Genomic DNA, 23,978 nt, shown 5'->3' with positions numbered 1-23,978 from the left:
CCCGGCGGGCGCCGCCCCCGGGGGGGGCCCCCGGCGCTGTGTTCGCGCTTTTGGCCCCCGGTAGCGCGTACTCCGTGCTACCTCGGGCGAAAGGCGCTACCTCGCGGGGCGATCAGGCTGCGAGCGCCAGGCCCTCGAGCCGCGCGTCCGTGCGCACCCGGGCCGTGAGGGCACCGGCCGGGCGCGCCTCGCCGCGGGCCGTGAGGTCGAGCACACGGACGGGCGCGCGGCCGCTCAGCCTGGCGCGGTCGCGCAGCTCGGCGAGCCGGGCGCGGGCCGCGTCGCGCTCGAGCGCCTCGACGACCTCGCGCAGCACGTCGGCGAGCGACGCGTCGAGCGCGCGGCACAGTGCCGCCACGACCTCCGACGACGGCTCCTTGCGTCCGCGCTCGACCTCCGACACGTACGCGACGGACAGGCGGGCACGCTCCGCGACGTCGACGATGCGCAGGCCCTGCTCGTCACGCCGACGGCGCAGCGAGGCTCCGAGCGCCGTGCGCAGCAACGTGGGAACGGTCGTGGGCCGGGCCGCGGGCCGCACGGGTGCGGGATGGCGGCCGCGTGTCGTCACGTCGTCCTGCATGATGGCGTCCCTCCGGTCGATCGGCTCCCTCCCGACGCTAGCCCCGGGCCGGGGGCGACGCGCCGCCGGGCGTTGCGCCGTGAGCAGATCGGCCGTTCTTCCAGGGGCAGATCGGCCCGAGGCAGAACGCGGGGGCCGGGCACGGGGTCCGGGACGCAGGATCGGAGCATGCCCGAGGACACCACTGCCCCAGTCGACCGCGAGCTCGCCCGTGAGCTCCTCAAGCACCGCATCGTCGTGCTCGGACGCGAGGTCCGCGACGACGACGCCAACGAGCTCTGCGGCAGGATCCTGCTGCTCGCCGCGCAGGACCCGCAGGCCGACATCCAGCTCTACATCAACTCGCCGGGAGGGTCGGTGTCGGCGGGGTTCGCCGTCTTCGACACCATGCGGCTCGTCCCGTGCGACGTCCAGACCGTCGCGATGGGCTTCGCTGCGTCCATGGCGCAGGTGCTGCTCACGGCCGGGACGCCCGGCAAGCGGTTCGCGCTCCCGCACACCCGGATCGTCATGCACCAGCCCCTCGGCGGGATCGGCGGCTCGACGACCGACGTCCGGATCCAGGCCGAGCAGCTCCGGCAGACCAAGGAGCTCATGGCGCGGATCACGTCCGAGCAGACGGGGCAGAGCGTCGAGCGGATCACCGCCGACGCCGACCGCGACCACTGGTTCACCGCCGAGGAAGCCCGCGACTACGGCCTCGTCGACCACGTCGTCGACATGCCCCTGCCGGTCGGCGTCTGACCGGCGCACTCTCGATCCGCACTCGGCGGACGGGGGCGAGGTCAGCGGTTGCGGTGGTCCTCGAGCGGGACGCGCGGGCCCCGCCGCACGCCCCGGGCGTACCCGGCGAGGAGCAGGTGCTTCGCGGCCCGGTGCCGCTGCCCGCGGAACGGCTCGAGGAGTGCGAGCATGCCGTCGTCGTCGACCCGTTCCCCCGTGAGGGCCCACCCGACCTGGCCGGCGAGGTGGAAGTCGCCCACGGCGAGCGCGTCGGGGTCGCCGAGGGCCCGCTGCGCGGTCTCGGCGGCCGTCCACACCCCGACGCCGGGCACGGACTGCCAGCGCCGCCGGGCCTCGGCGGGGTCGAGAGCGGCGCAGCGCTGGAGCGACGCGGCGACGCGCGCGCACGCGACGACGGTGCGGGCGCGACCGGGGTCGATCCCGGCGCGGTGGAAGTCCCACACGGGGACGGCGGCCCACGCCTCGGCGGCCGGCGGGACGCGCATGCGGTCGGCGACGGGGCCGGGGGCGGGCTCGCCGTGCTTCCGCAGCAGCCAGCGCCAGGCGTCGTGCGCCTGCCGGGTCACGACGCGCTGCTCCATGACGGCCGGCACGACCGCCTCGAGGACGTTGCCGCTGCGCGTCATCCGGATCGTCCGGGTGCGCCGCCAGGCGTCGCGGACGCGGCCGGGGGGCGGGTCGAAGTCCTCGGGGTCGTCGTCGCCGAGCAGCCCGGGCACGGAGTCGAGCGCCGCCTCGGCGCCCGCACCCCACGCGGTCGCGGTCACCGTGTCGGGACCCGTCGCGAGGATGCGCAGGGTCGCGGTGCCGTCGGCGGTGCGCGTCGCCCGCCAGACGGCGCCGTCGGGCCCGACCTGGAACGCGGGATCGAGCGGGCCGCGGCGGTGGGGGAGGAGGGTCGCGCGCACGTCGACGGGCGCGGCGAGCCGGAACGTCCGGCTCGACACGAGCGGACGGGCGGGCGCGAGCACGCCCCCATCGTCACACGCCCGTCCCGTCCCGTGAGTGCGTGCTTTTTGTGCGACACGCCGGGCGTGTCGCACACAAAGTACGCACTCAGCGGGAGAGGGAGGCGGGCGGGGGGGAGAGAGACGGAGGTGGGCGGGGGAGACGGAGGCGGGCGGACGGCCGATGACTGCGCGACGCTGGACGAGTCCCTACCGATGGGCCGGACCGCCGGCCCGCACCCGGCCGACCGTCGGCCGGGTCGAAGGAGGAGAGCAGCATGGCCGCACTGTTCGACAGCTGTTTCAGCGGGTTCTCCGTCGACGACCTCGACGCCGCCCAGCACTTCTACGCCGACGTCCTCGGCCTGCGCGTGGAGCGCGACGAGATGGGAATGCGGATCCTCGTCCCGGGCGACTCGGGCGTGTTCGTCTACGACAAGGGCGCCGCGCACCAGCCGGCGTCGTTCACCGTCCTCAACTTCCCGGTGGCGGACGTCACGGCCAAGGTCGCCGAGCTCACGACGCTGGGCGTCGCGTTCGAGCGCTACGAGGGCACGCCCATGGCGACCGACGAGGACGGCGTGTTCCGGGGCGGCGGGCCGTTGATCGGCTGGTTCACCGACCCGGCGGGGAACGTCCTCTCGGTGGTCGAGGCGTCCTGAGCACCCCGATCGTAAGTCCATCAGTTTGATTTATGATGGCGGCGCCCGGGACACCGTCCCGGCCGACAGCCGACGACGTCCTGGAGGCCCGCCGTGGTTCCCGCCATCTCCCTGCACGCGCACGCCCCGGACGCGGGGGAGCCGCTCGAGCACTACTGGTCCGCCGTCGTCGGGGCGGGGCGCGCGAACGAGGGGCTGCGTGCGGACTGGCAGCGCCAGCTCGCCGAGGTGCAGGCCGCGTGCGGGTTCCGCTACGTCCGGTTCCACGGGCTCTTCCACGACGACATGTTCGTGTACACGGAACGCGAGGACGGCACGCCCGTCTACAACTTCCAGTACGTCGACGCGCTCTTCGACGCCCTGCTCGACGCCGGGGTCCGCCCGTTCGTCGAGCTCGGCTTCAGCCCCCGCGCGCTGGCCCGCGAGACGGAGACCGTGTTCTGGTGGGGCGCTCACGGCGCCCCGCCCACGGACCTCGGCCGCTGGTCCGAGCTGGTCGGGCGCACGGTGCGGCACTGGGTCGCCCGCTACGGCCTCGACGAGGTCCGGCGCTGGTACTTCGAGGTGTGGAACGAGCCCAACCTGCGCGGGTTCTTCCGTGGCACCCGGTCCGAGTACCTCGAGCTGTACGCCGCGACGGCGCGCGCGGTGAAGGACGTCGACGCCGGTCTGCGCGTCGGCGGCCCGGCGACGTCGAACTTCGTCCCCGACACCCGGTTCGACGGCGAGACCGAGGACTTCACCGTGCACACGGCGACGTTCGGCGTCGACCTCGACACGCTCGACTGGAAGCCCGTCTGGCTCGACGCGTTCCTGTCCTACTGCGCCGCGAACGACCTCCCGGCCGACTTCGTCTCCGCCCACCCGTACCCGACCGACTGGGCGCTCGACGAGCACGGGCAGGGGCAGAAGCTCACGCGGGGCGTCGACGCGACGCCCCGCGACCTCGCGGAGATCCGCCGTCTCGTCGACGCGAGCCCGTTCCCCGACGCGGAGATCCACCTGACGGAGTGGAGCTCGTCGAGCTCGCCGCGCGACCACGCCCACGACACCGTGCCGGCCGCGACCTTCGTGGTCAGGACCGTGCTGCACGGCCTCGGCACCGTCGACTCGCTCGCCTACTGGACGTTCACCGACGTGTTCGAGGAGGGCGGCGCGGGCGACGAGATGTTCCACGGCGGCTTCGGGATGATCACCCTCCAGGGCGTGCCGAAGCCCACGTTCCACGCCTACCGGATGCTCGCGGGGCTCGGTGACCGGCTGCTCGCGCGAACGGACGGCGCCGTCGTCACGCGCGACGCGCGCGGCCGGGTCCAGGCGCTCGCCTACCACTACCCGGCCGAGGAGCCGCGGTCCGTCCCCGCGTCGTTCGACGACCGCGCGGTCGCCGAGCGGACCGCTGCGACGGGCACGCCGCGCCGCCTCGAGCTGCGCGTCGACGGGGTGGCGTCGGGCGCGAGCTTCCAGGTCGAGGTGCTCGACGAGACGCACGGCAACGCGATCGCGGCGTGGCACGCGCTGGGCGCCCCGACCGAGCCCACCCGCGCCGAGACGGCCGCGCTCGACCGGGCCGCGCGGGCGACCGCGGTGCGGACCGTGACCGCCGCCGACGACGGCGTGCTCGCCCTCGACGTCGAGCTCGCGCCCTGGTCCGTGCTCGCCCTCACGCAGCTGGCCTGACGTCGGCGACATGCGTGCGTGAGACGATGTGCGACGTCGTGACGCAGGGGCGGCCGGGGCTCGCCGGCGAGGGAGGGGAACCGTGACGGCCGAGCACGCGACAGCGCGCCGGGGCACCAACCTCCCCCGGATGGGCGACTTCAACGAGTCCGTGGTGCTCGACGCGATCCGGCGTTCGCCCGAGGGCCTGAGCCGCGTCGAGCTCGCCGGCGCGACCCGGCTGTCCGCGCAGACCGTCTCCAACATCTGCCGCCGCCTCATCGAGCGCGGGCTCGTCAGGGAGACCGGCAAGAAGAGCGGCCTCGGCGGGAAGCCCCGCATCGTCCTGCAGGTCGAGCCCTCGGCGCGCTACGCGGTCGGGGTGCACCTCGACCCGGCCGTCGTGACGTACGTCGTGCTCGACCTCGTCGGGTCCGTGGTGCACCGCACGCGCCGCCCGACGCCGCAGGTCGCCGACGAGGTCGCGACCCTCGACGAGATGGCCGCCACGCTCGCGCAGGTCCTCGACGAGTCGGGCGTCGACCGGAGCAAGGTCCTGGGCCTCGGGATCGCGGCGCCCGGCCCGCTGGACCTCGCGGCCGGCGCGATCGTGCGGCCACCTCAGCTCCAGGGGTGGGAGCGCGTCCATGTGCGCGACCGCCTGGCGGAGGCGACCGGGCTGCCGGTCGTCATGGACAAGGACGTGATCGCGGCGGCGATTGCGGAGCGGTGGGCGGGCGTGGCCCAGCACTCCGGCAACTTTCTGTTCTTCTACATCGGCACGGGGTCCGGGATGGGGCTCGTCGTCGGGGACGCCGTCGTGCGCGGGTTCTCGGGCAACGCCGGCGAGATCGGCGGGCTCGACGCGTCGCTGACGACGCGCGCCCTCGTCGCCGAGGCCATCGAGCGGGGCGTGCTCGAGGCCGACGACGCCCCGGTCGGACCGCGCGACGCCGAGGTCCAGGCCGCGCGCCTCGCAGGGCTCGCGCACGGCGGCGACGAGGCGGCGACCGCGATCATCGACGGCTGGGCACGCCGCGTCGGGCGGGGGGTCTGCGCGGCGGCGACGCTCGTCGACTCCGAGCTCATCGTGTTCGGCGGCCCGGTGTGGCCGATCGTCCGCGAGCGGTTCCTCGAGATCGTGCCGGAGATCGTCGCCACGTGGCCCTACCGGGCGCTGCACGACTTCGCGGTCGTGGGCTCGGGCCTCGGCGACGACGTCGGCGCGGTGGGCGCCGCGTGCCTCGTCCTGGACCAGACGCTGTCCGCCCAGCCGCAGACCCTCCTGCTCGGCTGACGGCCGCTCGACGCCCGACGAGGTGCGGCCGCGGCTCCCGGAGGAACCGCGGCCGCACCCCGCTGCTGGATCGGACGCGGACCGCTACCGCGAGAACTCCGCGGTGAGGGAGCGGTCGGCGTCGAGCACGAGGTCGAGCGTCTTCGCCGTGCTCACGACCTGTCCCGACCCGTCCCGCCAGCCGGTGAACCGGTAGGCCCCCGACGGCTCGGCGACCAGCCGGACGGTGCTGCCCTTCTCGTACCTGCCGGGCTCGGTCTCGTTGCCGACCACCTGGACGGTCCCGCCCCGGACGGGCGAGGCCGTCGCCGTGAACGACACCTGGGCCATGGTGATGGCCATCGGGTTGACGATGGTCACCGGTCCGCGGCTGGTCGTGCCGTTGTACCGCATGAGGTTCACGGCGGTGATGCGGCTCGTGTCGTCCGCGTCGGCCGTGTATCCACCGTCGCCGAGGTTGTCGGTCCCGATGTTGAACGCGGTCACGGACGCGCCGTCGCGGGCGACGATCCCGTCGTGGGCGCCGTAGGCGAACGAGTCCTGCACGGTCAGGTTCCTCGAGCCGTGGGCGGCGACGAGCACCTCGTGCTTGCGAGAGACGCCGTCGATGACCTGCGCGAACAGGTTGTCGGCCTCGACCCAGCCGGGGACGCCGTACGCCATGCGCGTGGCGACGTTCCCGTTCGAGAGCACGCCCTGGACGGTGCCGCCCTTGTTCGCCCCGGCACGCACACCGTCGTTGAGGAACAGCCCGACGACCCGTCGGACGACGAACCGGTCGGCCTTCGCCGTCATGTCGATGGCGTTCCACGAGTTCTCCAGCCCCACGTTCACCACGTACACCTGGGGTGCGGTGCCGCGGACGGTGAACGGGTAGGGGACGGCGCCGTCGGACGAGGCGGGGTTGTTCCCGGGATAGAACACCCGGAGCCCGCGCACGCCGGCGCGCTTCCCGGCCAGGGTCACGAGGGCCGTGGCGTCGTCGGCGTCGGCCGCGTCGCGCCCCTCGCTCGCCATGAGGACGGTCCCGGCCGACTCGATGAGCGAGTCGCGCTGGGGCACGCTGGACGCGCCGCGGAGCTCGACGCGCGCCGGCACCGTGAGGTGCCCCGTCACCGTGTACCACCCGGCGGGCAGGTAGACGACCCCGCCGCCTGCGCGGCCGGCGTCGTCGAGGGCGCGCTGGATCGCGGCCGTCGCGTCGGTCGAGCCGAGCTGGCTGGGGGTGCGGGGCACGGAGTACGGCGCCTTCGTGACGTCGAACAGGCGGGCCCTGGGCTTCGCGGTGACGGCCTCGGCGGGGGCCGCCGGGATCGTCGTCGCGGAGTCGAGCACGTGCACGGTGCCGCTCAGGGCACCACGCGTGGTCACGCCCGTGAGCTTCACGTAGCCGTCGGAGGTGTTGGCGACGGCCGCGTCGGAGCCCTCGAGGGTGCCCCCGGCGAAGCTGAGGCCCCAGCGGTCGTCGGACTTCTCGACCTTGACGGCGGTCCCGGTGCGGAGGATGTCCGCGTCGACGAACGCGCCCGTGAACGTGGCGCGCGGGCCCTTCACGACGTCGATGCCCACCGCGTAGTCCGCGGCGTGGAGGCCGACGAACTGGTCCCACTCGAGGTCACCGAGCACGAAGCCGGTGCCGTGCGCTCTCGTCCACGCGTCGAGGACCGACCGCTTCGGGGCGTGGAACGCCTTGCCCGCGGCCGCCCAGTACGCGTTGTCGAAGCGCACGTCCTCCCACACGCCGACGTCGGCGCCGTTGAAGCCCGCGGCGCCCTGGGAGAGCACGGTGCCGGAGACGTCACGCACGTTCGCGAGCTCGTGCCCCTGGGCGCCGGGGCCGCCGCCCTGGTCGTTGCGGCGCGTGGAGATCCCGATGCCCCGGTACGAGTTGAGCATCGTGACGTGCTCGACGCTGGACATCATGTAGTTCTGGTTGCCCTGCCACGCGAGCCCGGGCAGCTCGAACGTGTACCCGTACGGCACGGGGTGCGCGGCGTCCTGGCCTGGGTAGTACGTGGTCAGGCCGACGACGCCGGCGCTGCCGCCGACGAGGAACAGGCTCGGCCCGTCCTCGCCGGACGGGAGGTCCGCCACCACGACGGTCCCGTAGTCCCCGCGCAGGTTCGGCCCCTCGACGTCCGGGTCCTGGCGGTCGCCACGGAGCGTGCAGTACGCGCCCACCTCGATCGTGTCGGTGACGCGGTACCGGCCGGCGGGCAGCCAGACGGTGCCGCCGCCCGCGTCGTGGCACGTGTCGAGCGCGGCCTGGATGCCGGCGGTCGAGTCGGCCTTGCCGGTCGGGTCCACGCCGTAGTCGGACGCGTCGACGTCCGCGACGACGACGTCCTCGGTCGGGAACCTCGTCTTCACGACCTTCGACGCGAGGTCGACCGTGGGCACCTGGCGCACCTCGAAAGCGGACAGCCCGAACGCGGCGCGCTGCACCGCGAGCTTGTCGAACGACGCCCGCACGTAGCGCGCGTCCACGGGCGAGAACCGGGTCTCGAGCGCGCCGCCGCCGAGCGCACCGGCCCTCGCGACCTCGGTGTAGTGCGCGCCGTCCGTCGACACCTCGACGCGGTACGCGTTCGCGTAGTCGCCGGTCCACTGGAGGGTGATCGCGCTGACCGTCCGGACCGTGCCGAGGTCGACCTGCGCCCAGGCGCTCCCGCCGGGCTTCGAGGTCCACGCCGTGCCGCCGTCGCCGTCGGTGAGCGCGGCGGGTGTGCCGCCGCCCGTCGACGACGCCGTCGCGATCGCGCCGCGGGCCAGATCGGTGGTGCGCTGGCTCGCGAGGAAGGACTCGAGGGAGGCCACCAGGGTGTCGATCGCCGTGTCGATCTCGGCGCCCGTCGCGTCGGGATCGTCGACGACGGCCTGGGCGGCATCGATCGCTGCCTGGAGCGTCGCCTTCGCCCCCGCGGGGTACTGGCCGTCGCGCGTGCCCTCGCGCGCGGCGAAGTGCGCGACGTCCGCCTTGTCGATGAGGCGGCGCAGCGCGACCGTCGGGTCGAGCTTCAGCGGGACCGCGGTCACGGCCACGCCGTCCATGCGCACGTCGACGGACGACTGCTCGGCCGAGACCCGGAAGTCCGAGCCGTTCGAACGGTTCGTGAGGATCGCGTCGTCGAGGAGCCAGACGTGGTCCGTCCACGCGCCGCCCGTGCCGAGGTCGTGGCTCGCCGAGTCCTTGAACTTCTCGGGGATCGTCTCGCCCGGGGAGTCGTACTCGAGGAACAGGCTGCCGCCCGACGCCTGGTAGCCGACGTCGACGAGCACGCGGTCCGTCGTGTCGTACAGCCGCGCGTCGTCGACGTTCGCGTAGACGAAGTTCGTCCCCGCGGCCCTGCCCGTCTGCCAGTACGTGTGGCCGGCGTCCGTCCCGGTGACGAGACCGCTCTCGTTGTCGCCCGCGCGGACGCTGATGCCGTCCGACGCGACCGTCGGTCCGAGGTCGACGCGCGCCGTCTGCTCGACGACCCGCACCGACGCGACCGTGAGCTCGCCGTCGCCCGTCGGCGTCAGCGTCAGCTCGGCGGCCCCGTCCGAGCCCGCGTGGAGCGAGCCCTGCGGCAGCGGGACGACGGTCGTCGTCCAGCCGTCCCCGTCGGCGTCGTCCTCGGTCGAGCCGGGCAGGACGACGGCTGCGCCGTCGGCCTCCGTCGTCGACACGCTCGGCGCGGTCCCGGCCAGGTGGTCCACCACGAGGTAACCGGGCTTCGAGGTCAGGCGGCTCACGTAGCCGTCCGCCACGTCGAGCGTCAGGGCCTTCGCCCCGGCCGCCTGCGCGGTGCGCCAGAACGCGCGGCCGCCCTGCTCGCCAACCTCCTGCGCGCCCGCCGTCGGGGCGCTCGCGGCCGTCAGCCCGTACGACGTCACCTTCTCGCCGAGGTCGGCGCCGACCCCGAGCGGATAGCGGTCCACGTCGACCTTCGGCGCGGTCGCCGCCGACGGCGCTGCCGTGGCGGCGGCCTGCCGCGCCGCGGTCTGTCCGTCCGCGGTCGCGGTCGTCGTCGGCGCTGCCGCGTCGGCGCTCGTCGTCGTGGCGACCGACGCGGCCACCAGGGCCAGGGCGACGGAGGCCGCGGCCGCACCCCGCGCGGCCGTGCTGGTTCTTCTCCGGCTCGATTCCATCCTCAACACCTTCGTCTCGGAAATCTGGGTCCAGCTGCCGCGCGCGATGCGTGGCGTTCAAATAAAACCATAGGTGTTACTAAGTGGCCAGACCCACTTTGTCCGGATACGACGACGCCGCCCGGCGAGGAGTGCATCCTCGCCGGGCGGCGTCGGGGTGGGGCGGCGTGCGTCAGACGCGCGGGGCGTCCGAGAGCGGGACGGCTGCGGGCCGCTCGCAGGTGCTCGCGACGGCGACCGAGGTGCCCTTCTCCGCGGCCGTGAGCAGCGACGTCATGATGTCGAGCACGTGGTAGGCGAGGTCGCCGCTGGCCCGGGCGGTGACCCCGTCCGGCGTGGCCGCGAGGTCAGCGAGCCCGTAACCGCGGGCCGCATCGCGGTACCCGGCGCTCACCGGGAGCTCCTCCCATCCGCCTCCGAGGCGGTGGAGCTCGACGGTGCCGGCGAACCCGTTGGGGTCCGGCACGACGAGCGACCCCTGGTCGCCGTGGACCTCGATGCACGACGCGTGGGTCGCGACGGCGTCGAAGCTCATGACGAGCGTCGACAGTGCGCCCGACTCGTGCCGCAGCACCCCGGTCACGTGCGTGTCGACGTCGACCGGCACGGTCTCGCCCGCGCGCGGGCCGGAACCGATCGTCCGGGTCGCCCGCGCCCGGCTCGCGCTCCCCACGACCGACTCGACCGGCCCGAGCAGCGTCACGAGCGCGGTCACGTAGTAGGGGCCCATGTCCAGCAGCGGGCCACCGCCCGGCAGGTAGTAGAAGTCCGGGTTCGGGTGCCAGCGCTCGTGGCCCGGCGTCACCATGGTCGCCGTGGCCGCGACCGGGGTGCCGACCAGACCGTCGTCGACGGCCTTGCGGGCGGTCTGGACGCCCGTCCCGAGGACGGTGTCCGGGGCGCATCCCACGCGGACGCCCGCGGCCCGACCGGCCTCGACGACGGCGCGCGCCTCGTCGAGCGTCGCGGCCAGCGGCTTCTCGCCGTAGACGCCCTTGCCCGCGGCGATCGCGCGGAGGGCGACGTCCGCGTGCGCGGCCGGGACGGTCAGGTTGAGCACCACGTCGACCTCGGGGTCGGCGAGGAGCTCGTCGACGGTGAGGGCGCGCACGCCCTGCTCGGCCGCCACGGCGGCGGCGCGTGCGGCGTCCAGGTCGGCAACGGCGACGAGCCGCACCGCCTCGAGGCGTTCGAACGTGCTCAGGTAGGCGCCGGAGATCGCCCCGGCGCCGACGATGCCGATCCTCAGCGGCTGGCCCACAGGATTCCCCTCTCGATGATGGTCCGGACGTTCGGGTCCCGGGTGACGTCGAGGCCGTGCCCGGGGGTGGAGACGAACACGCGACCCTCGCCCCACAGCCGCGTCCACACGGCCGGGCACGTGACGGGCCGGTGCCACGGGTGGAAGTCGGGTGCAGCGAGCGTCGTCGTCGCCAGGACGTCGTTGTACTCGTCGGTGAGCACCCAGTACTGCTCGGTCGTGAGCTCGAAGTCGCTCAGTCCGGCGACGATCGGGTGGTCGGCCTTCTCCGGGACGATCTCGACCGTGTACCGCACGAAGTTGTCCGTGGCGTCCCCGGCCAGCTCCTCGCGCGGCGCCTTGGCGGGGTGCGTCGCGAACTGGCCGCCGACCAGGTGCAGGTAGTCCGAGCTGTTCCGGAAGGAGTCGGCGATGCCGCCGTGCCAGCCTGCCAGGCCGGTGCCCGCCCGGACCGCCGCGGTGAGGCCGTGGAGCTCCTCGCCGGTGATGCTGCTCATGGTGACGGTCTGGACGACGACGTCCACGTCCGCCATGGCCGCCGCGTCGGCGTAGACGGCCGTCGTGTCCTCCACGCGGACGTCGTACCCGTGCTCGGCGAGGAACGGGACGAACGAGTCGGTGGTCTCGACGGGCTGGTGCCCGTCCCACCCGCCGCGCACGACCAGCGCGCGTCTCTGCTTGTGGTCTGTCATTCGAATACTCCCCATGTTGCGCAACTTTGCACGGTTTCATCAGAGGTTCCGGAAGTCTCGCACGGGGTGAGCGTCGAGAACAAGGGTCCAGGCGGCGCCTTCTCGGCAGAAAAGTTGCGCAAATTTGAGCGGGCGCGCTAGCGTCCCGACGTGCCCTCCGAACGTCCCGTCACCCTCGCCGACGTCGCCGCGGCCGCCGGCACGACCGTCCCCACGGCCTCCAAGGTGCTGCGCGGCCGCTCGGACGTCTCCGCCGCCACCCGCACGCGGGTGATGCGCGCCGTCGAGGAGCTCGGGTACCGCGGCCGCGCGCGCCGCGCGCCCGCCGTGACCGACGGGGGACCGCACCTCGTCGACCTCGTCCTCAGCGGCGTCGACGGGACCTGGGCCAACCGGGCCCTCAGCGGCGTCGAGCGTGCCGCCGCCGCGGCCGGGCTCGACGTCGTCGTCTCGGTCGCGTCCCACCAGCCCGACGACGCCTGGCTCGCCCGGCTCCTCGCGCGCGGCTCGCGGGGCGCGGTCGTCGCGCTCGTCGACACCACGAGCGAGCAGCTCGCCGCGCTCGCCGCCGCGCGGGTCCCCGTGGTGCTGCTCGACCCGGTGACCCAGCCGCCCCGGACCGTCGCGAGCGTCGGTGCGACCAACTGGACCGGCGGGCGGACCGCCGCCGAGCACCTCCTCGCCCTCGGGCACCGCCGTCTCGCCGTCCTCGCCGGCCGGCGCCGGCACCTCTACAGCCAGGCACGCGTCGACGGGTTCCGCTCGGCGCTCGCCGAGGCCGGCGTCGCGCTCCCCGAGGAGGCCGTGGTGCACGGCGACTGGACCCGCGCGGGCGCCGCGGCGCTCGCGGGCGACCTGCTGGCCGGGCAGAGCCGCCCCACGGGGGTCTTCGCGTGCTCGGACACCATGGCGCTGGGCGTGTACGACGCCGCGGCCGTCGCCGGGCTGCGGGTCCCCGAGGACGTCGCGGTCGTCGGGTTCGACGACCTCCCCGAGGCCGAGTGGGTCCAGCCCGGGCTCACGAGCGTCCGTCAGCCCATCGCGCAGATGGGCGAGGCGGCGTTGCGGATGCTGCTCCGGATCAGCGACGCCCCGCTCGTCCCGGGCGCTGACGCGCCGCGCGAGGAGCTCGCGACGACGCTCGTCGTCCGCGGGTCGACCGCGAACCCGACGGCCGGGTGAGCGAGAGCGGGACCTTCACGCCCCGGCGGGCGTGAAGAGCTCCCCGTAGCCGAGGGCCACCAGGTTGTCGTAGGAGGTCTGCAGGCACTCGAGCGCGGTGCGGCCGTAGAACTCGTCCTGCTCGACGAGCAGGTACGCGGCGCCGATCTCCTTGCTCGTCTCGACGATCGCCGGGAAGTCGAGGTTCCCCTCGCCGACCTCCGCGAACTGCACCACGTCTCGCAGCCCCTGCTGCCACGGCGCCTGGTCGCCCGCGTCGAGCGACGCGTAGACCGCCGGGTCGAGGTGGCCGATCCGGTAGTCCTTGAGGTGGACCATCGCCACGCGCCCGCCGGCGCCGTACCGGCGCAGCGTCGTGACGGGGTCGAGGCCCCCGCGTTGGACCCAGTGCACGTCGATCTCGAAGCCCACGAGCGGGGAGCGCTCGGCGACGACGTCGAGCAGGAAGCGGCCGTCGTACTTCGCGAAGTCCACGTGGTGGTTGTGGTAGTACAGCGCGATGTCGTGCTCGCGGAGCGCCTCCGCGACCTCCTGGCACCGGTCCGCGAACTCCTCGACGCGCGCCGTCGACGCCATCGCCGCCGCGGGCAGCATGCCGATGCGGATCATCCGCGCGCCCAGCGTCCGGGCGTCGGCCACGAACGTGTCGAGGTGCGTGCTGAGCGAGGGGGCGCCGTCGGGGGCGGTGAGACCGCCCGAGATCGACGCGATCTCGACGCCGAGCTCGTCGCGCACCCGCGCGAGCGCCGCCACGTTCGCGGCGCTCATCTCGACGGCCGAGATCTCGGCGGCGCGGTAGCCGATGTCCCGTACCCGCCGGAAGGTCTCGACGATGCCGCGCTCCGCGAACTCGTCGCGCAGCATCATGGTCTGGACGCCGATCGTGGTCACCGGGACTCCTTCGTCTGTCGGTCGTGCGGGGCGGGTGGGCCCACGGTCGCCTCGAGCTCGAAGCGCGCGGCGAGCTCCTCGCCGCCGGCGAGCACGAGCGGCCCGAGCGTCTCGTCGGGGTCGTACGGGCGGCACGCGGGCTCGAGCGCGACGGCGTCGACCGAGCCCCACCAGGGGAAGCCGGTCGTCCCGCCGTGCTCCTGCCACACGTGCAGGTAGGGGAACAGCTCGGGATCCCAGCGGAGCGTCACGGCCGTGCCGGCGGCGTCGTTGCGCAGCTCGACGTCGCCGCGGCCCTTGGCGCGGACCGACTGGAAGCCGCCGGGCGGCCCGTCGCCGCCGGGGAAGGCGGCGTCGACGGCGTCGCCGCCCAGCGTGATGGTCGAGCCGGCGCCCGCGAGGGCGCCGGCGAACGTCGGGTGCTCGGTCCAGGTGAACGCCGTCGGTCGGACCGCGTGGTTGGCCACCGTCTGGTCGACGACGACGCCCGTCGAGGTCGCGCGGACGGTGCGCCGCACGGTCAGGGGTGCCGTCCGGAGCACGACCTCGAGCGTGCAGGAGCTCGGGTCGGCCTCGAGCACGCGCCAGCGCCGCCAGGCCGCCTCGCCGTGGAACGGGTGCTCGACGCCGCCGACCGTGCGCTGGTCGCCCGCGTGCGGGACGAGCGAGTGCCAGCCGCCCGCGTACCGGCGGTGCCACTCCTCGTTCGAGCTCGTCGACGGGTACGCCGTCGCCCAGTCCTCGTCCTCCCACGGCAGGCGGAGCAGGAGCTCCGTGCCGGTCGCCAGGTGCTCGAGCGACGCGATCCGGGCACCCGTGCGGTCGACGACGACGGTGAACGCCCCGTCGGGGGAGCGGAGCTGCGTACGTCCCTCGGGTCCAGGTCTGCTGCTCACGAGATCGCGTGCTGACGCGTGCGGCGCACCGTGGGCGCGAACGAGGCGTGGAAGATCGTCGACGCCGCGCCGATCGCACCCGCCTCGCCCTGGACCACCGAGTGCTGGACCTCGACGCGCCGCGCCCCGTGCGCCGTCGGGAGGCTGTTGACCGCCTTGTCGATGGTGTCGACGAGGATCGGCTGCAGCTCCGGCGCGAACGCGGGCCCGCCCACGACCAGCAGCGGGAGGTCGAGCAGGTCGATGAGCGCGACGGCGCCGAGCGCGATGACGTCGGCGATCTGCTGCGCGGCCGCGACGGCGGCGGGGTCGCCCGCGCCCGTCGCCGCGCAGAGCTCGCGGAACGTGCGGCCGGGGCCGTCGTAGCCGAGCTCGCGCGCGATCTCCGGGAGCGCGACGGTGGGGTTGCACTCGCGGACGAGCTGCGGCCTGCCGCTCTCGTCGACCAGCCCGAGGCGGACGGCGCAGAGCTGGCCGAACTCGCCCGCGTTAGCGCTCCCACCGCGGTACGTCTCGCCGTTCAGGACGAGGCCCGAGCCCATGCCGGTGCCCACGTACAGGTACACGAAGTCGCCGGCGCGGTCGGTCCGGCCGACCCACTGCTCGCCGGCCGCGGCCGCCGTGCCGTCCTTCTCGAGGACGACCGGGCAGCCCAGCCGGTCGGCGAGCATGCCCCGCAGGGGCACGTTGCGCCACGCCTCGGACAGCGGCAGGTCGAGGAGCTGGCCGTCGATCGTGATCGGCCCCGGGACCGCGACGCCGACGCCGAGGAACGTCGTCGGGTCGATGCCCGAGTCCGCCAGGACGGAGTCGACGCACCCCGCGACGATCTCGACGAGCGCCGCGGGCGCGACCTCGGCGTCGAGCGGGACCGTGCGCTTCTCGAGCACCGCGCCGTCCAGGTCGGTCAGCACGACCGACACCAGCTCCGGGTCGACGAGCACCCCGGCCGCGTGCGCCGCCTCGGCGCGCAGGCGCACCGGCGTCCGGGGCTTGCCCAGCCGCTCGGTGCGCTCCGCGGCGCCCTCGGCGAGCAGCCCGCGCTCCAGGAGGACGCGGAGGATCCGCGACACCGACTGCTGCGTGAGCCCAGTCTGCTCGGAGATCTCGGTGCGCGTGATGGTGCCCGCGAGCCGGATCGTCTCGATGATGGTCGCCTCGTTGAACGAGCCGAGGTCGTACTGGTTGGCGCCCGGCTGGCTCCGGTCACCCCAGGGTCGCGGGCGTCGCGCGGCGTAGGACCGGACCTCGTGACGGCGACTGGGCGTGTCGGTCAGCTCGGTCACGGTGCCTCCAGCGCTCCGTCGGGTCGGCGGACGCCTGCGGCCCAGGCGTCGTGTCCGGAGAGCTCGGCCGGGTACCGGGCCGCCATCTCCTCGTCGATGTCGATGCCCCAGCCCGGCGTCTCGTTGGGGACCAGCCAGCCGTCCTTGATCTGCAGGGTCCCGGGGAAGACGTCGTGCGTGGCCTCATTGTAGAGGTGGCCCTCCTGGATGCCGAAGGCTGCGGAGGTGACGTCGAGGGCGACGTTCGCGGCCGCCCCGATGGGCGAGGTGTCGCCCGGGCCGTGCCACGCGGTCTTGACACCGCACAGCTCGGCGAGGTCCGCGAGCTTGCGGGCGGGGGTCAGGCCGCCGATGTCGGAGACGTGCGACCGGATGAAGTCGACACCCCCGTCGCGCACGAGCCGCACCGCGTCGGTGAGCGACGTCGTGAGCTCGCCGACCGCGATCGGCACGGGGCTCGCGGCGCGCACCTCGGGCAGGCGGTCCCAGTGCTCGGGCGGCAGCACGTCCTCGAGGAAGTACGGCCGGTACGGCTCGACGGCGCGCGCCAGCCAGACGGCGTCCTTGGGGGTGAGGCGCGAGTGCACGTCGTGGAGCAGCTCGACCCGGTCGGGCAGGGCCTCGCGGACGGCCTCGAACAGCGCCGGGACCCGCCGCAGGTAGTCGCGCGAGCTCCAGCCGTTCGCGTAGGGCGCGTCGGGGTACTCGGTCGGGACGCTCGGGGCCCCGTACCCGCCGCCGCCCGGCGTGGAGAGCTGGATCCGCACGTGCCGCCACCCGGCGTCGACGAAGCCCTGGGCCTCCTCGATCACCTCGTCGGCGGTGCGGCCGGCCGCGTGGATGTAGGTGTCCGCGGCGGCGCGCACCTTGCCGCCGAGCAGCTCGTGGACGGGCATGCCCGCACGCTTGCCGGCGATGTCCCACAGCGCCTGGTCGACGCCGGAGATCGCGTTGTTGGTGACCGGGCCGCCCCGCCAGTAGCCCGAGAACGCGGCGAGGCGCGTGAGGTCGCCGATGTCCCCGGGGTAGCGCCCGACGAGCAGCCGCGCGAGGTGCTCGTCGACGAACGTGCGCACGGCCTTCCACCGCTGGGTGAAGGTGGCGCACCCGAGGCCGTACAGCCCGGGGACGTCGGTGTCGATCCGCACCACGACCAGCGCCGTGCCCTCGGGCGCCGTCGTGATGGCGCGGACGGACGTGATCCGGACGTCCTCCCGGCCGGGCCAGGGGTTGGCGAACGTGTCGAACGGCATGGTGGAAATCAGTGCTCCTTGCTAGAGGTGGTGCCGTCAGAGGCCGGTCGGCAGGTCGAGGGTCGGGAGCTCGATCTCGTGCTCCGCCTGGAAGCCGATGAGCTCCCGGGCGGGCGTGAGGTCGATGGGGACCTCCCGCCCGACGAACCGCCTGGTCCTCAGGACCTCGGGCGCGAACGCGTCGAGCATGTCCTCGGTCCGGTACGGCGCGAGGGTCCGGTCCGCCGCGAGGAAGAACGCGTGCGCGCCCGTCGTACGGGCGGTGAGCGCGAGCTCGACCGAGCGGGCCGCGTCCTCCGTCGTCAGGTACGACCAGCCCTCGAGCAGGCCGGGTCGCGGGTCCTCGGCGAGCTGGAGGGACTGCGCCCGCAGCGCCTCTTCGGAGTTCACGTGCGGGAACCGCAGCGTCACGACGTCGATGCCCCAGTGGCGCCACGCCATCCGCGCGGTGCTCTCGTCCTGGTGCTTCGACAGCGAGTACCAGTCGGCGATGTCCACGGGGAGGTGGGCGTCGTAGGGGACGTAGGCCGGGCGCACCTCGTGGACGTTCTGGGGCAGGCCGCACGCGTTGATGCTGCCCGCGACCACGGCGTGACGGATCCCCAGCGCGCCCGCCTGGGCGAGCACGTTGAACGTCGAGACCACGTTCGTCGAGTAGACGTCGAACGGCGGCGCGATGTCCCGGTGCGCGAGCGCGGCCAGGTGGACCACGGCGTCGGCGCCCTCGAGCGCCTCCGCGACGTCGTCCTGCGACCGCGTGTCGCCGACGAGGACGCGGTCCGCCTCGAGGGACGGGTCGTCGTTGATGGAGAGGGCAGTGACCCACGCCCCGGCGGCGCGGAGGCGGCGGGTCGTGACCGACCCGATCCGCCCCGACGCCCCGGTGACGAGGATCTTGCTGCCTGCGAGCGTGCTCATCCCTTGATTCCTCCAGCGGTGCCGACCCCGCGCAGGAACTGCTTCTGGAAGATCAGGAACAGCACGACGGGGATGATGATGGTGAGGAAGACGGCCGCCATCTGGACCGACAGCGGCGAGTTCCCGGTGGCGAGCTTGGGCAGCGCCACGGACACGGGCTGCAGCTTCGGGTTCGACAGGACGAGCATCGGCCACAGGAACTCCTTCCAGGCGCCGACGACCGACAGCAGCATGATCACGCCGAGGATCGGCCGCGACAGCGGGAGCACGAGCGACGTGAGGATCCGGATCGGTCCGGCACCGTCGATCCGCGCGGCCTCGAGGTACTCGCGGGGGATCGAGTCGAAGAAGCGCTTGAGCACGACGACGTTGAACGCGCTCGCGGCGGACGGGAGCCACACGGCCCAGAACGTGTCCTGGAGCCGGATGTGGACCAGCGGCATGTCGAGGACGGTCAGGTAGAGGGGCACGAGCGAGATCACGCCCGGGAGGAACAGCGTCGCGATGATCGCCCCGCCCAGGATCGGGCCCCACTTGGGCCGCAGGACGCTCAGCAGGAACGCGGCGAGCGTGCTGATGAGCAGGGTCGCGATCGTCGAGCCCGCGGCCATGATCACCGTGTTGACGAGCGAGCGACCGATCTCGGCGCCGTTCCAGGCGCGGGTGAGGTTGCCCCACTCGTTGGGGGTGAAGAAGATCCCCATCGGGTCGGAGATGATCTCCTGGCTGTCGGTGACCGACGCCTTCGCGGACCACAGGAGCGGGCCGAGGCAGGCGACGATGAGGCCGATCAGGACGATCGTCTGGACGAGCGTGAGCCAGAACCGGACGTTCCCGCGCTTGCGGTCGGCGTCGGAGATCAGCCCGCGTTCCTTGGGGGTCGTCGGGCGGCGCCTGCGGCGCCGGGCTCGCTCGGAGGCGGCCGGCTCGGTCGCGACGGCGACGTCGGTCGCGGCGGTGGGTGTGTCGAGGACGCTCATGACGGGCTCCACCTCTTGGTCACGAAGTAGTAGACGACGGAGAGCAGCCCGAGGAAGAGCGCGAGCAGGACGCTCAGAGCGGTCGCGGCGCCGAAGTCTCCGTTGACGAAGGCGTAGTTGTAGATCTTCAGGAGGATGGTCTGGGTGGCGTTGTTGGGTCCGCCTCCGGTGAAGAGGAACGGCTCCGTGAAGATCTGGAAGGTGCCGATGAGCTGCAGGAGCATCATCACGAGGATGACGCCGCGCAGCTGCGGGATGGTGATGTGCCAGACGCGGCGCCAGATCCCGGCGCCGTCGATCTCCGCGGCCTCGTAGAGCTCGGTCTGGACCGAGCCCAGCGCGGCGAGGTAGATGATCGCGGTCGAGCCGGCGCCCGCCCAGGTCGCGTAGAGGACGATCGACGGCATCGCCATGGCCTCGGAGTTCAACCACGGGTACGGACCCAGCCCGATCCACCCGAGCATCGTGTTGAACATGCCCTCGGGGGCGGGGTCGTAGAAGAACTTCCACAGCAGGATCGCGGCGACCGGCGGGATGATCGCGGGCAGGTAGGCGAGCGCGTTGTACAGCCCGTCGTGCTTGCGGAGCTCGTTGATGAGGACCGCGAGGAAGATCGGGACGGGGAAGCCGATGACGAGCGCGAGCAGGGCGAAGTACGCCGTGTTGAGCGCGGCCTGGCCCAGCCCGGGGTCGGAGAGCACGTACTCGAAGTTGCTCCAGCCGACCCACTTGGCGGGCTGGACGAGGTTGGTCTTCTGCAGGCTCAGGACGAGGCCGCGGACGACCGGCCCCCAGCTGAAGTAGAGGAAGATCAGGACGACGGGGATCGCGAAGAGCACGGCGTGGATGCCGCCGCCGCGATACCAGCGGCTGAGGCCGGACGGTCGTCGGCGCTCGCGCGCGACGTCGGGCTCGACCTCGAGGGTGGTGGTGGTCATGGTTGATCCCTCCCTTCGAGGGGGGACCGGCCGGGCGCCGGTGGTCCGTCGCCCGGCCGGTCGTCGGGGCTAGCGCGAGGCCTGGGCGATGATGCCGTCGACCGTCTTGTTGGCGTCGTCGACGGTCTTCTGGATGTCGACGTTCTTGTCGGTCAGCACCTTCTGCACGACGGGGTCGAGTGCGGCGTAGGTCTGCTGGGTCCCGGTGACCGGTTCGGGGATCAGCGGGAGCTTCGAGCTCGTGTAGCCCGTGAAGTGCCCGAGCGGCACGTTGATGTACGGCTTGATCCACTCGAGGTAGCGGTTGTTCACCTCGTCCGAGACGGGCGGGAGGCTCGGGAGGCCCACGGGGCTGCCCGACGCGTCGTTCGTCTTGGCGTCGGCGATCGCGACGTCCTTGTCGTAGTACTTGTCGAACTCGTAGAACTTGATCCACTTCGTCGCGGCGAGGAGCTGGTTCGGCGTCGCCTTGACGTTGAACAGCTTGAGCGTGCCGCCCGTGAGGGTGCCGTTCTCGCCGTTGCTCTGGGGGAGCGCGGTCTGCCCGAACTTCGTCTTGTCGAAGTGGTACTGCGTGACGATCGTGAAGTAGATGTCGGGCGCCTGGAGGATCATGCCGATCTTCCCGGCGGCGAACGCCTGGCGGGCGGCCTCCTGGTCGTAGAGGAACTGGCTGCCCATCGAGTCGTCGGTCCAGCGCATGTCGTGGAGGGCCTGGAGCGACTCGACGGTCGCGTCGCCCATGACGGCCTTCTTGCCGGCGTCGTCCTGGACCGCGCCGCCCTTGCTGTACGTCATGGTGGTGAGCATCCAGCCACCGGTGTTGTTGGTCGTGAGCTGCGCGTAGCCCGCGACCCCGGGGACCTTGTCGTGGATGATCTTGGCGTCGGCGCGGACCTCGTCCCAGGTGGTCGGCGGCTTGTCGGGGTCGAGCCCGGCCTTGGTGAAGATCTCGCGGTTGTACGCGAGGCCGACGGAGAAGAGACCGGTCGGGATCGCGTAGATCTTGCCGTCAGCGTCCTTGACCTTGTCGAGCGCGAGGGGGTTGAGGTCCTTCACCATGTCGAGCTCTTCGAGGTACGGCGTCATGTCGGGCACCTGCCCGTTGGCGATGAGCTCGTGGCTGTAGGTGAGGGAGACGCCCATGACGGTCGGGAGGGTGCCGCCCGCGAGCTTGGCCTGGAAGGTCTGGGCGTCCCAGGTCTCCGCGACCGGCTTGACGGTGATGTTCGGGTTCGCGGCCTCGAAGGCGTCGACGCGCTTGTCGAACGCAGCGCGCTCGTCGGGCTTGTCGGCCGTGGGGTAGTCGCCCACGGTGATGGAGACCTTCGCCTTGGCGTCGAGGTCGTCGGGGGTGCTGCCCCCGCCGTCGCCTCCGCCGCTCGAGCACGCCGCGAGCGCGACGAGCGCGCCTGTCATACCGACTGCGGTTGCGAGCCGCAGCGACAGTTTCCTCATTGAAACTCCTCGGGTCCGTGGCTCGTCGGTGGGTCGAGCCGGCGGTCGAGACATTAAAACCATGAGTGTTAATTAGTCAACCCTTGCTGCCTCCCGGCAACGAGCGTCGATCCGACGCATTGTAAATCAAACTGATGGATGAGTACGATCTCGGGCATGGCAGACCCGCCCACCTGGCACCTGTCCGGCTTCGGCGACGAGATCGACCCCGACCCGCGTGTGCAGATCGCGGTGCTCCAGGCGCTCGGGGCCCGGCACGTCGAGGTCCGCAGCGCCTGGGGCGCCAACGCCGCCGACCTCACGGACGCGCAGGTCCGCGACCTGCGCACGCTCCTCGACGACACCGGCCAGAGGGTGAGCGCGGTCGCCTCGCCGATCGGCAAGGTCGACGTCGCGAGCGCCCGCGCCGAGCTCGACCGGCTGCGCCGGATCGCGGAGGTCGCCCACGCCCTCGGCACCCCGTACGTCCGGATCTTCTCGTTCTACCGGCCCGACGGCGTCACCGCAGCCGCGGTGCGGGACGACGTGCTCGACGCCCTGCGCGGGCTCGTCGCGATCGCCGCCGACGCGGGCCTCGTCCTGCTGCACGAGAACGAGAAGGGGATCTACGGCGACACGCCCGAACGCGTCCTCGACCTGGCCGCGACCCTCGCGAGCCCCGCGTTCCGGCTCGCGTGGGACCCCGCGAACTACGTCCAGGTCGGCGTGCGGCCGCACAGCGCCGGCTGGGCCGACCTCGCCCCCTACGTCGACTACCTCCAGGTCAAGGACGCGGACCTCGCGACGGGCGAGGTCAGGCCGGCCGGCGAGGGTGACGGCGAGGTCGCCGACACCGTCGCCGCGCTCGTCGCGTCCGGGTACGCGGGCTTCGCGTCGCTCGAGCCCCACCTCACCGTCGCCGGCCAGATGGGCGGGTTCTCCGGGCCCGCGGCCTTCGGCACCGCGGCGCGCGCCTTCGCACGGATCACCGAACGAGCAGGAGTCTCGCTGTCATGAGCACCACCCCCGGCGTCCCCGCACCGCTGCGCGTCGCCGTCGTCGGCTGCGGCGTCATCGGCCGCCTGCACGCCGAGGTCGCCGCGCAGAACGGCGACCTCGACGTCGTCGCCCTCGTCGACCCGAACCCCGACCGCACCGCCGCGGTCGCCGACCAGCTCGTCGCCGCGGGACGGCCGGCCCCCCGGCGCTTCGGCTCGCTCGGCGAGGCCCTCGAGGCCGGCGGCGTCGACGTCGTGAGCATCTGCACCCCCAGCGGGGAGCACGCCGGCCTCGCGCTCGAGGCGCTCGAGGCGGGGACGCACGTCGTCGTCGAGAAGCCCCTCGACGTCGCGATCGAGCCCGCGCGCAAGCTCCGCGACGCGGCGGCCGCGCGCCCCGACCAGGTCGTCGCGGTGATCTCCCAGCACCGTCACGACCCCTCCGCGATCGCGGTGCACCGCGCGCTCGAGGCGGGCCGGTTCGGGCGCGTGACGTCGGCCGTCGCGAACGTCGACTGGTACCGCACGCAGGAGTACTACGACTCCGGTGCGTGGCGCGGGACCTGGGCGCTCGACGGCGGCGGCGCGCTCATGAACCAGGGCGTGCACACGCTCGACCTGCTGCTCTGGTTCCTCGGCGAGCCCGTCGACGTCGTCGCGTCGACGGCCCGGCTCGGCCACGAGCGCATCGAGGTCGAGGACGTCGCCGTCGCGATCGTGCGGTTCGCGTCCGGGGCCCTCGCGACCCTCCACGCCTCCACGACCGTGTACCCCGACCTCGGGGTGCGGCTCCAGGTGCACGGCACCGACGGGTCGGCGGTGATCGAGGCGGACGAGCTGACGTTCTTCCACGCCCGCGACGCCGAGGACGGCGACTGGACGGCCGACCAGTCGGCCGACGAGATCGGCGCCGCGGCCGCCGGGTCGGTACGCGGTGCGCTCGACCCGCAGGAGTCGCACGTCGCGCAGTACGGCAGCTCGCACGGGACCCAGTGGGCGGACGTGGTCGCCGCGATCCGCGAGCGTCGCGCGCCGTGGGTCACGCTCGACGACGGCCTCCGCGCCCTCGCGACGGTCCGCGCGGTCTACCTGTCCGCGACGCTCGGCGAGCGTGTGCGCGTCGCGGACGTCGTCGACGGGCGGTACGACGGCATCGCGACCCGGACCGGCGAGGACGTCCGCACGGGCGTCCCCGCCTGACCGGCGTCGGCCGGGCGCCG

20 protein-coding genes are annotated in these 23,978 nt (G+C 73.3%); 7 read left to right on the top strand and 13 right to left on the bottom strand.

The features are described 5' to 3' along the window. Window positions 1–112: 112 nt before the first annotated feature. Complete coding sequence (locus ACFT5B_RS17160) at window positions 113–583, bottom strand: helix-turn-helix domain-containing protein (RefSeq protein ID WP_386800389.1); 471 nt, start codon at window positions 581–583, stop codon at window positions 113–115. Window positions 584–751: 168 nt separating this feature from the next. Here ACFT5B_RS17160 and ACFT5B_RS17155 point away from each other — a divergent pair, with 168 nt between their 5' ends. Beyond that, window positions 752–1,327, top strand: a complete 576-nt coding sequence (locus tag ACFT5B_RS17155) for a ClpP family protease (protein ID WP_386800388.1) — start codon at window positions 752–754, stop codon at window positions 1,325–1,327. Window positions 1,328–1,368: 41 nt separating this feature from the next. On the opposite strand, the gene ACFT5B_RS17150 is transcribed toward ACFT5B_RS17155, so the two are convergent. Continuing rightward, on the bottom strand, window positions 1,369–2,298 hold the full coding sequence (locus ACFT5B_RS17150; RefSeq protein WP_386800387.1) for a DNA-3-methyladenine glycosylase family protein: 930 nt from the start codon (window positions 2,296–2,298) through the stop codon (window positions 1,369–1,371). 254 nt (window positions 2,299–2,552) lie between these two features. Between ACFT5B_RS17150 and ACFT5B_RS17145 the strand changes: the two genes are divergently transcribed. The 3 genes from ACFT5B_RS17145 to ACFT5B_RS17135 all read left to right on the top strand — a co-directional run bounded on the left by ACFT5B_RS17145 (window position 2,553) and on the right by ACFT5B_RS17135 (window position 5,892). Continuing rightward, on the top strand, window positions 2,553–2,936 hold the full coding sequence (locus ACFT5B_RS17145; RefSeq protein WP_386800386.1) for a VOC family protein: 384 nt from the start codon (window positions 2,553–2,555) through the stop codon (window positions 2,934–2,936). 93 nt (window positions 2,937–3,029) lie between these two features. Next, window positions 3,030–4,616 carry a beta-xylosidase gene (locus tag ACFT5B_RS17140; RefSeq protein ID WP_386800385.1) on the top strand — a complete coding sequence of 529 codons (1,587 nt, stop codon included), beginning with the start codon at window positions 3,030–3,032 and terminating at the stop codon, window positions 4,614–4,616. A gap of 82 nt (window positions 4,617–4,698) precedes the next feature. Beyond that, window positions 4,699–5,892, top strand: coding sequence for an ROK family transcriptional regulator (locus tag ACFT5B_RS17135; RefSeq protein WP_386800384.1), 1,194 nt, complete (start codon window positions 4,699–4,701; stop codon window positions 5,890–5,892). Between the two features lie 84 nt (window positions 5,893–5,976). Here ACFT5B_RS17135 and ACFT5B_RS17130 read toward each other — a convergent pair whose 3' ends face one another. The 3 genes from ACFT5B_RS17130 to ACFT5B_RS17120 all read right to left on the bottom strand — a co-directional run bounded on the left by ACFT5B_RS17130 (window position 5,977) and on the right by ACFT5B_RS17120 (window position 11,979). Next, window positions 5,977–10,026: a discoidin domain-containing protein gene (locus tag ACFT5B_RS17130; protein ID WP_386800383.1), complete on the bottom strand. Its 4,050-nt coding sequence runs from the start codon at window positions 10,024–10,026 to the stop codon at window positions 5,977–5,979. Window positions 10,027–10,198: 172 nt separating this feature from the next. Continuing rightward, complete coding sequence (locus tag ACFT5B_RS17125) at window positions 10,199–11,287, bottom strand: Gfo/Idh/MocA family protein (RefSeq protein ID WP_386800382.1); 1,089 nt, start codon at window positions 11,285–11,287, stop codon at window positions 10,199–10,201. Continuing rightward, window positions 11,272–11,979: a ThuA domain-containing protein gene (locus ACFT5B_RS17120; RefSeq protein ID WP_386800381.1), complete on the bottom strand. Its 708-nt coding sequence runs from the start codon at window positions 11,977–11,979 to the stop codon at window positions 11,272–11,274. Before ACFT5B_RS17120 ends, ACFT5B_RS17125 begins: the two co-directional genes overlap by 16 nt. 150 nt (window positions 11,980–12,129) lie before the next feature. Here ACFT5B_RS17120 and ACFT5B_RS17115 point away from each other — a divergent pair, with 150 nt between their 5' ends. Then, entirely contained in the window at window positions 12,130–13,161 is a 1,032-nt protein-coding gene (locus tag ACFT5B_RS17115; RefSeq protein ID WP_386800380.1) for a LacI family DNA-binding transcriptional regulator, read from the top strand. A 15-nt stretch (window positions 13,162–13,176) separates the two neighbouring features. On the opposite strand, the gene ACFT5B_RS17110 is transcribed toward ACFT5B_RS17115, so the two are convergent. From ACFT5B_RS17110 to ACFT5B_RS17075, 8 genes are all read right to left on the bottom strand, one after another. Next, the gene (locus ACFT5B_RS17110) at window positions 13,177–14,052 is read right to left on the bottom strand and encodes a sugar phosphate isomerase/epimerase family protein (protein WP_386800379.1); all 876 of its coding nucleotides are present in this window, start codon (window positions 14,050–14,052) and stop codon (window positions 13,177–13,179) included. After that, entirely contained in the window at window positions 14,049–14,948 is a 900-nt protein-coding gene (locus ACFT5B_RS17105) for a hypothetical protein (RefSeq protein WP_386800378.1), read from the bottom strand. The genes ACFT5B_RS17110 and ACFT5B_RS17105 overlap by 4 nt, the downstream gene beginning before the upstream one ends. Further along, window positions 14,945–16,234, bottom strand: coding sequence for an ROK family transcriptional regulator (locus tag ACFT5B_RS17100; RefSeq protein ID WP_386800377.1), 1,290 nt, complete (start codon window positions 16,232–16,234; stop codon window positions 14,945–14,947). The genes ACFT5B_RS17105 and ACFT5B_RS17100 overlap by 4 nt, the downstream gene beginning before the upstream one ends. Next, window positions 16,231–17,487 carry an enolase C-terminal domain-like protein gene (locus ACFT5B_RS17095; RefSeq protein ID WP_386800376.1) on the bottom strand — a complete coding sequence of 419 codons (1,257 nt, stop codon included), beginning with the start codon at window positions 17,485–17,487 and terminating at the stop codon, window positions 16,231–16,233. The genes ACFT5B_RS17100 and ACFT5B_RS17095 overlap by 4 nt, the downstream gene beginning before the upstream one ends. Before the next feature lie 36 nt (window positions 17,488–17,523). Further along, a complete protein-coding gene (locus tag ACFT5B_RS17090; RefSeq protein WP_386800375.1) occupies window positions 17,524–18,405 on the bottom strand; it encodes an NAD-dependent epimerase/dehydratase family protein in 882 nt (293 codons plus the stop codon). Next, window positions 18,402–19,385: a carbohydrate ABC transporter permease gene (locus tag ACFT5B_RS17085; protein ID WP_386800374.1), complete on the bottom strand. Its 984-nt coding sequence runs from the start codon at window positions 19,383–19,385 to the stop codon at window positions 18,402–18,404. The genes ACFT5B_RS17090 and ACFT5B_RS17085 overlap by 4 nt, the downstream gene beginning before the upstream one ends. Beyond that, window positions 19,382–20,323, bottom strand: coding sequence for a carbohydrate ABC transporter permease (locus tag ACFT5B_RS17080; RefSeq protein WP_386800373.1), 942 nt, complete (start codon window positions 20,321–20,323; stop codon window positions 19,382–19,384). Before ACFT5B_RS17080 ends, ACFT5B_RS17085 begins: the two co-directional genes overlap by 4 nt. Before the next feature lie 69 nt (window positions 20,324–20,392). Further along, a complete protein-coding gene (locus tag ACFT5B_RS17075; protein ID WP_386800372.1) occupies window positions 20,393–21,742 on the bottom strand; it encodes an extracellular solute-binding protein in 1,350 nt (449 codons plus the stop codon). Window positions 21,743–21,937: 195 nt separating this feature from the next. Here ACFT5B_RS17075 and ACFT5B_RS17070 point away from each other — a divergent pair, with 195 nt between their 5' ends. Beyond that, entirely contained in the window at window positions 21,938–22,777 is an 840-nt protein-coding gene (locus tag ACFT5B_RS17070) for a sugar phosphate isomerase/epimerase family protein (RefSeq protein WP_386800371.1), read from the top strand. Then, complete coding sequence (locus ACFT5B_RS17065; protein WP_386800370.1) at window positions 22,774–23,958, top strand: Gfo/Idh/MocA family protein; 1,185 nt, start codon at window positions 22,774–22,776, stop codon at window positions 23,956–23,958. The genes ACFT5B_RS17070 and ACFT5B_RS17065 overlap by 4 nt, the downstream gene beginning before the upstream one ends. Window positions 23,959–23,978: the final 20 nt, after the last annotated feature.

This window comes from Luteimicrobium sp. NPDC057192, from assembly GCF_042670205.1.
Classification (GTDB): Bacteria; Actinomycetota; Actinomycetes; order Actinomycetales; family Cellulomonadaceae; genus Luteimicrobium.
The sequence above is the reverse complement of the archived record's forward strand: the minus strand, read 5'-3'. Positions and strand labels throughout refer to the sequence as shown.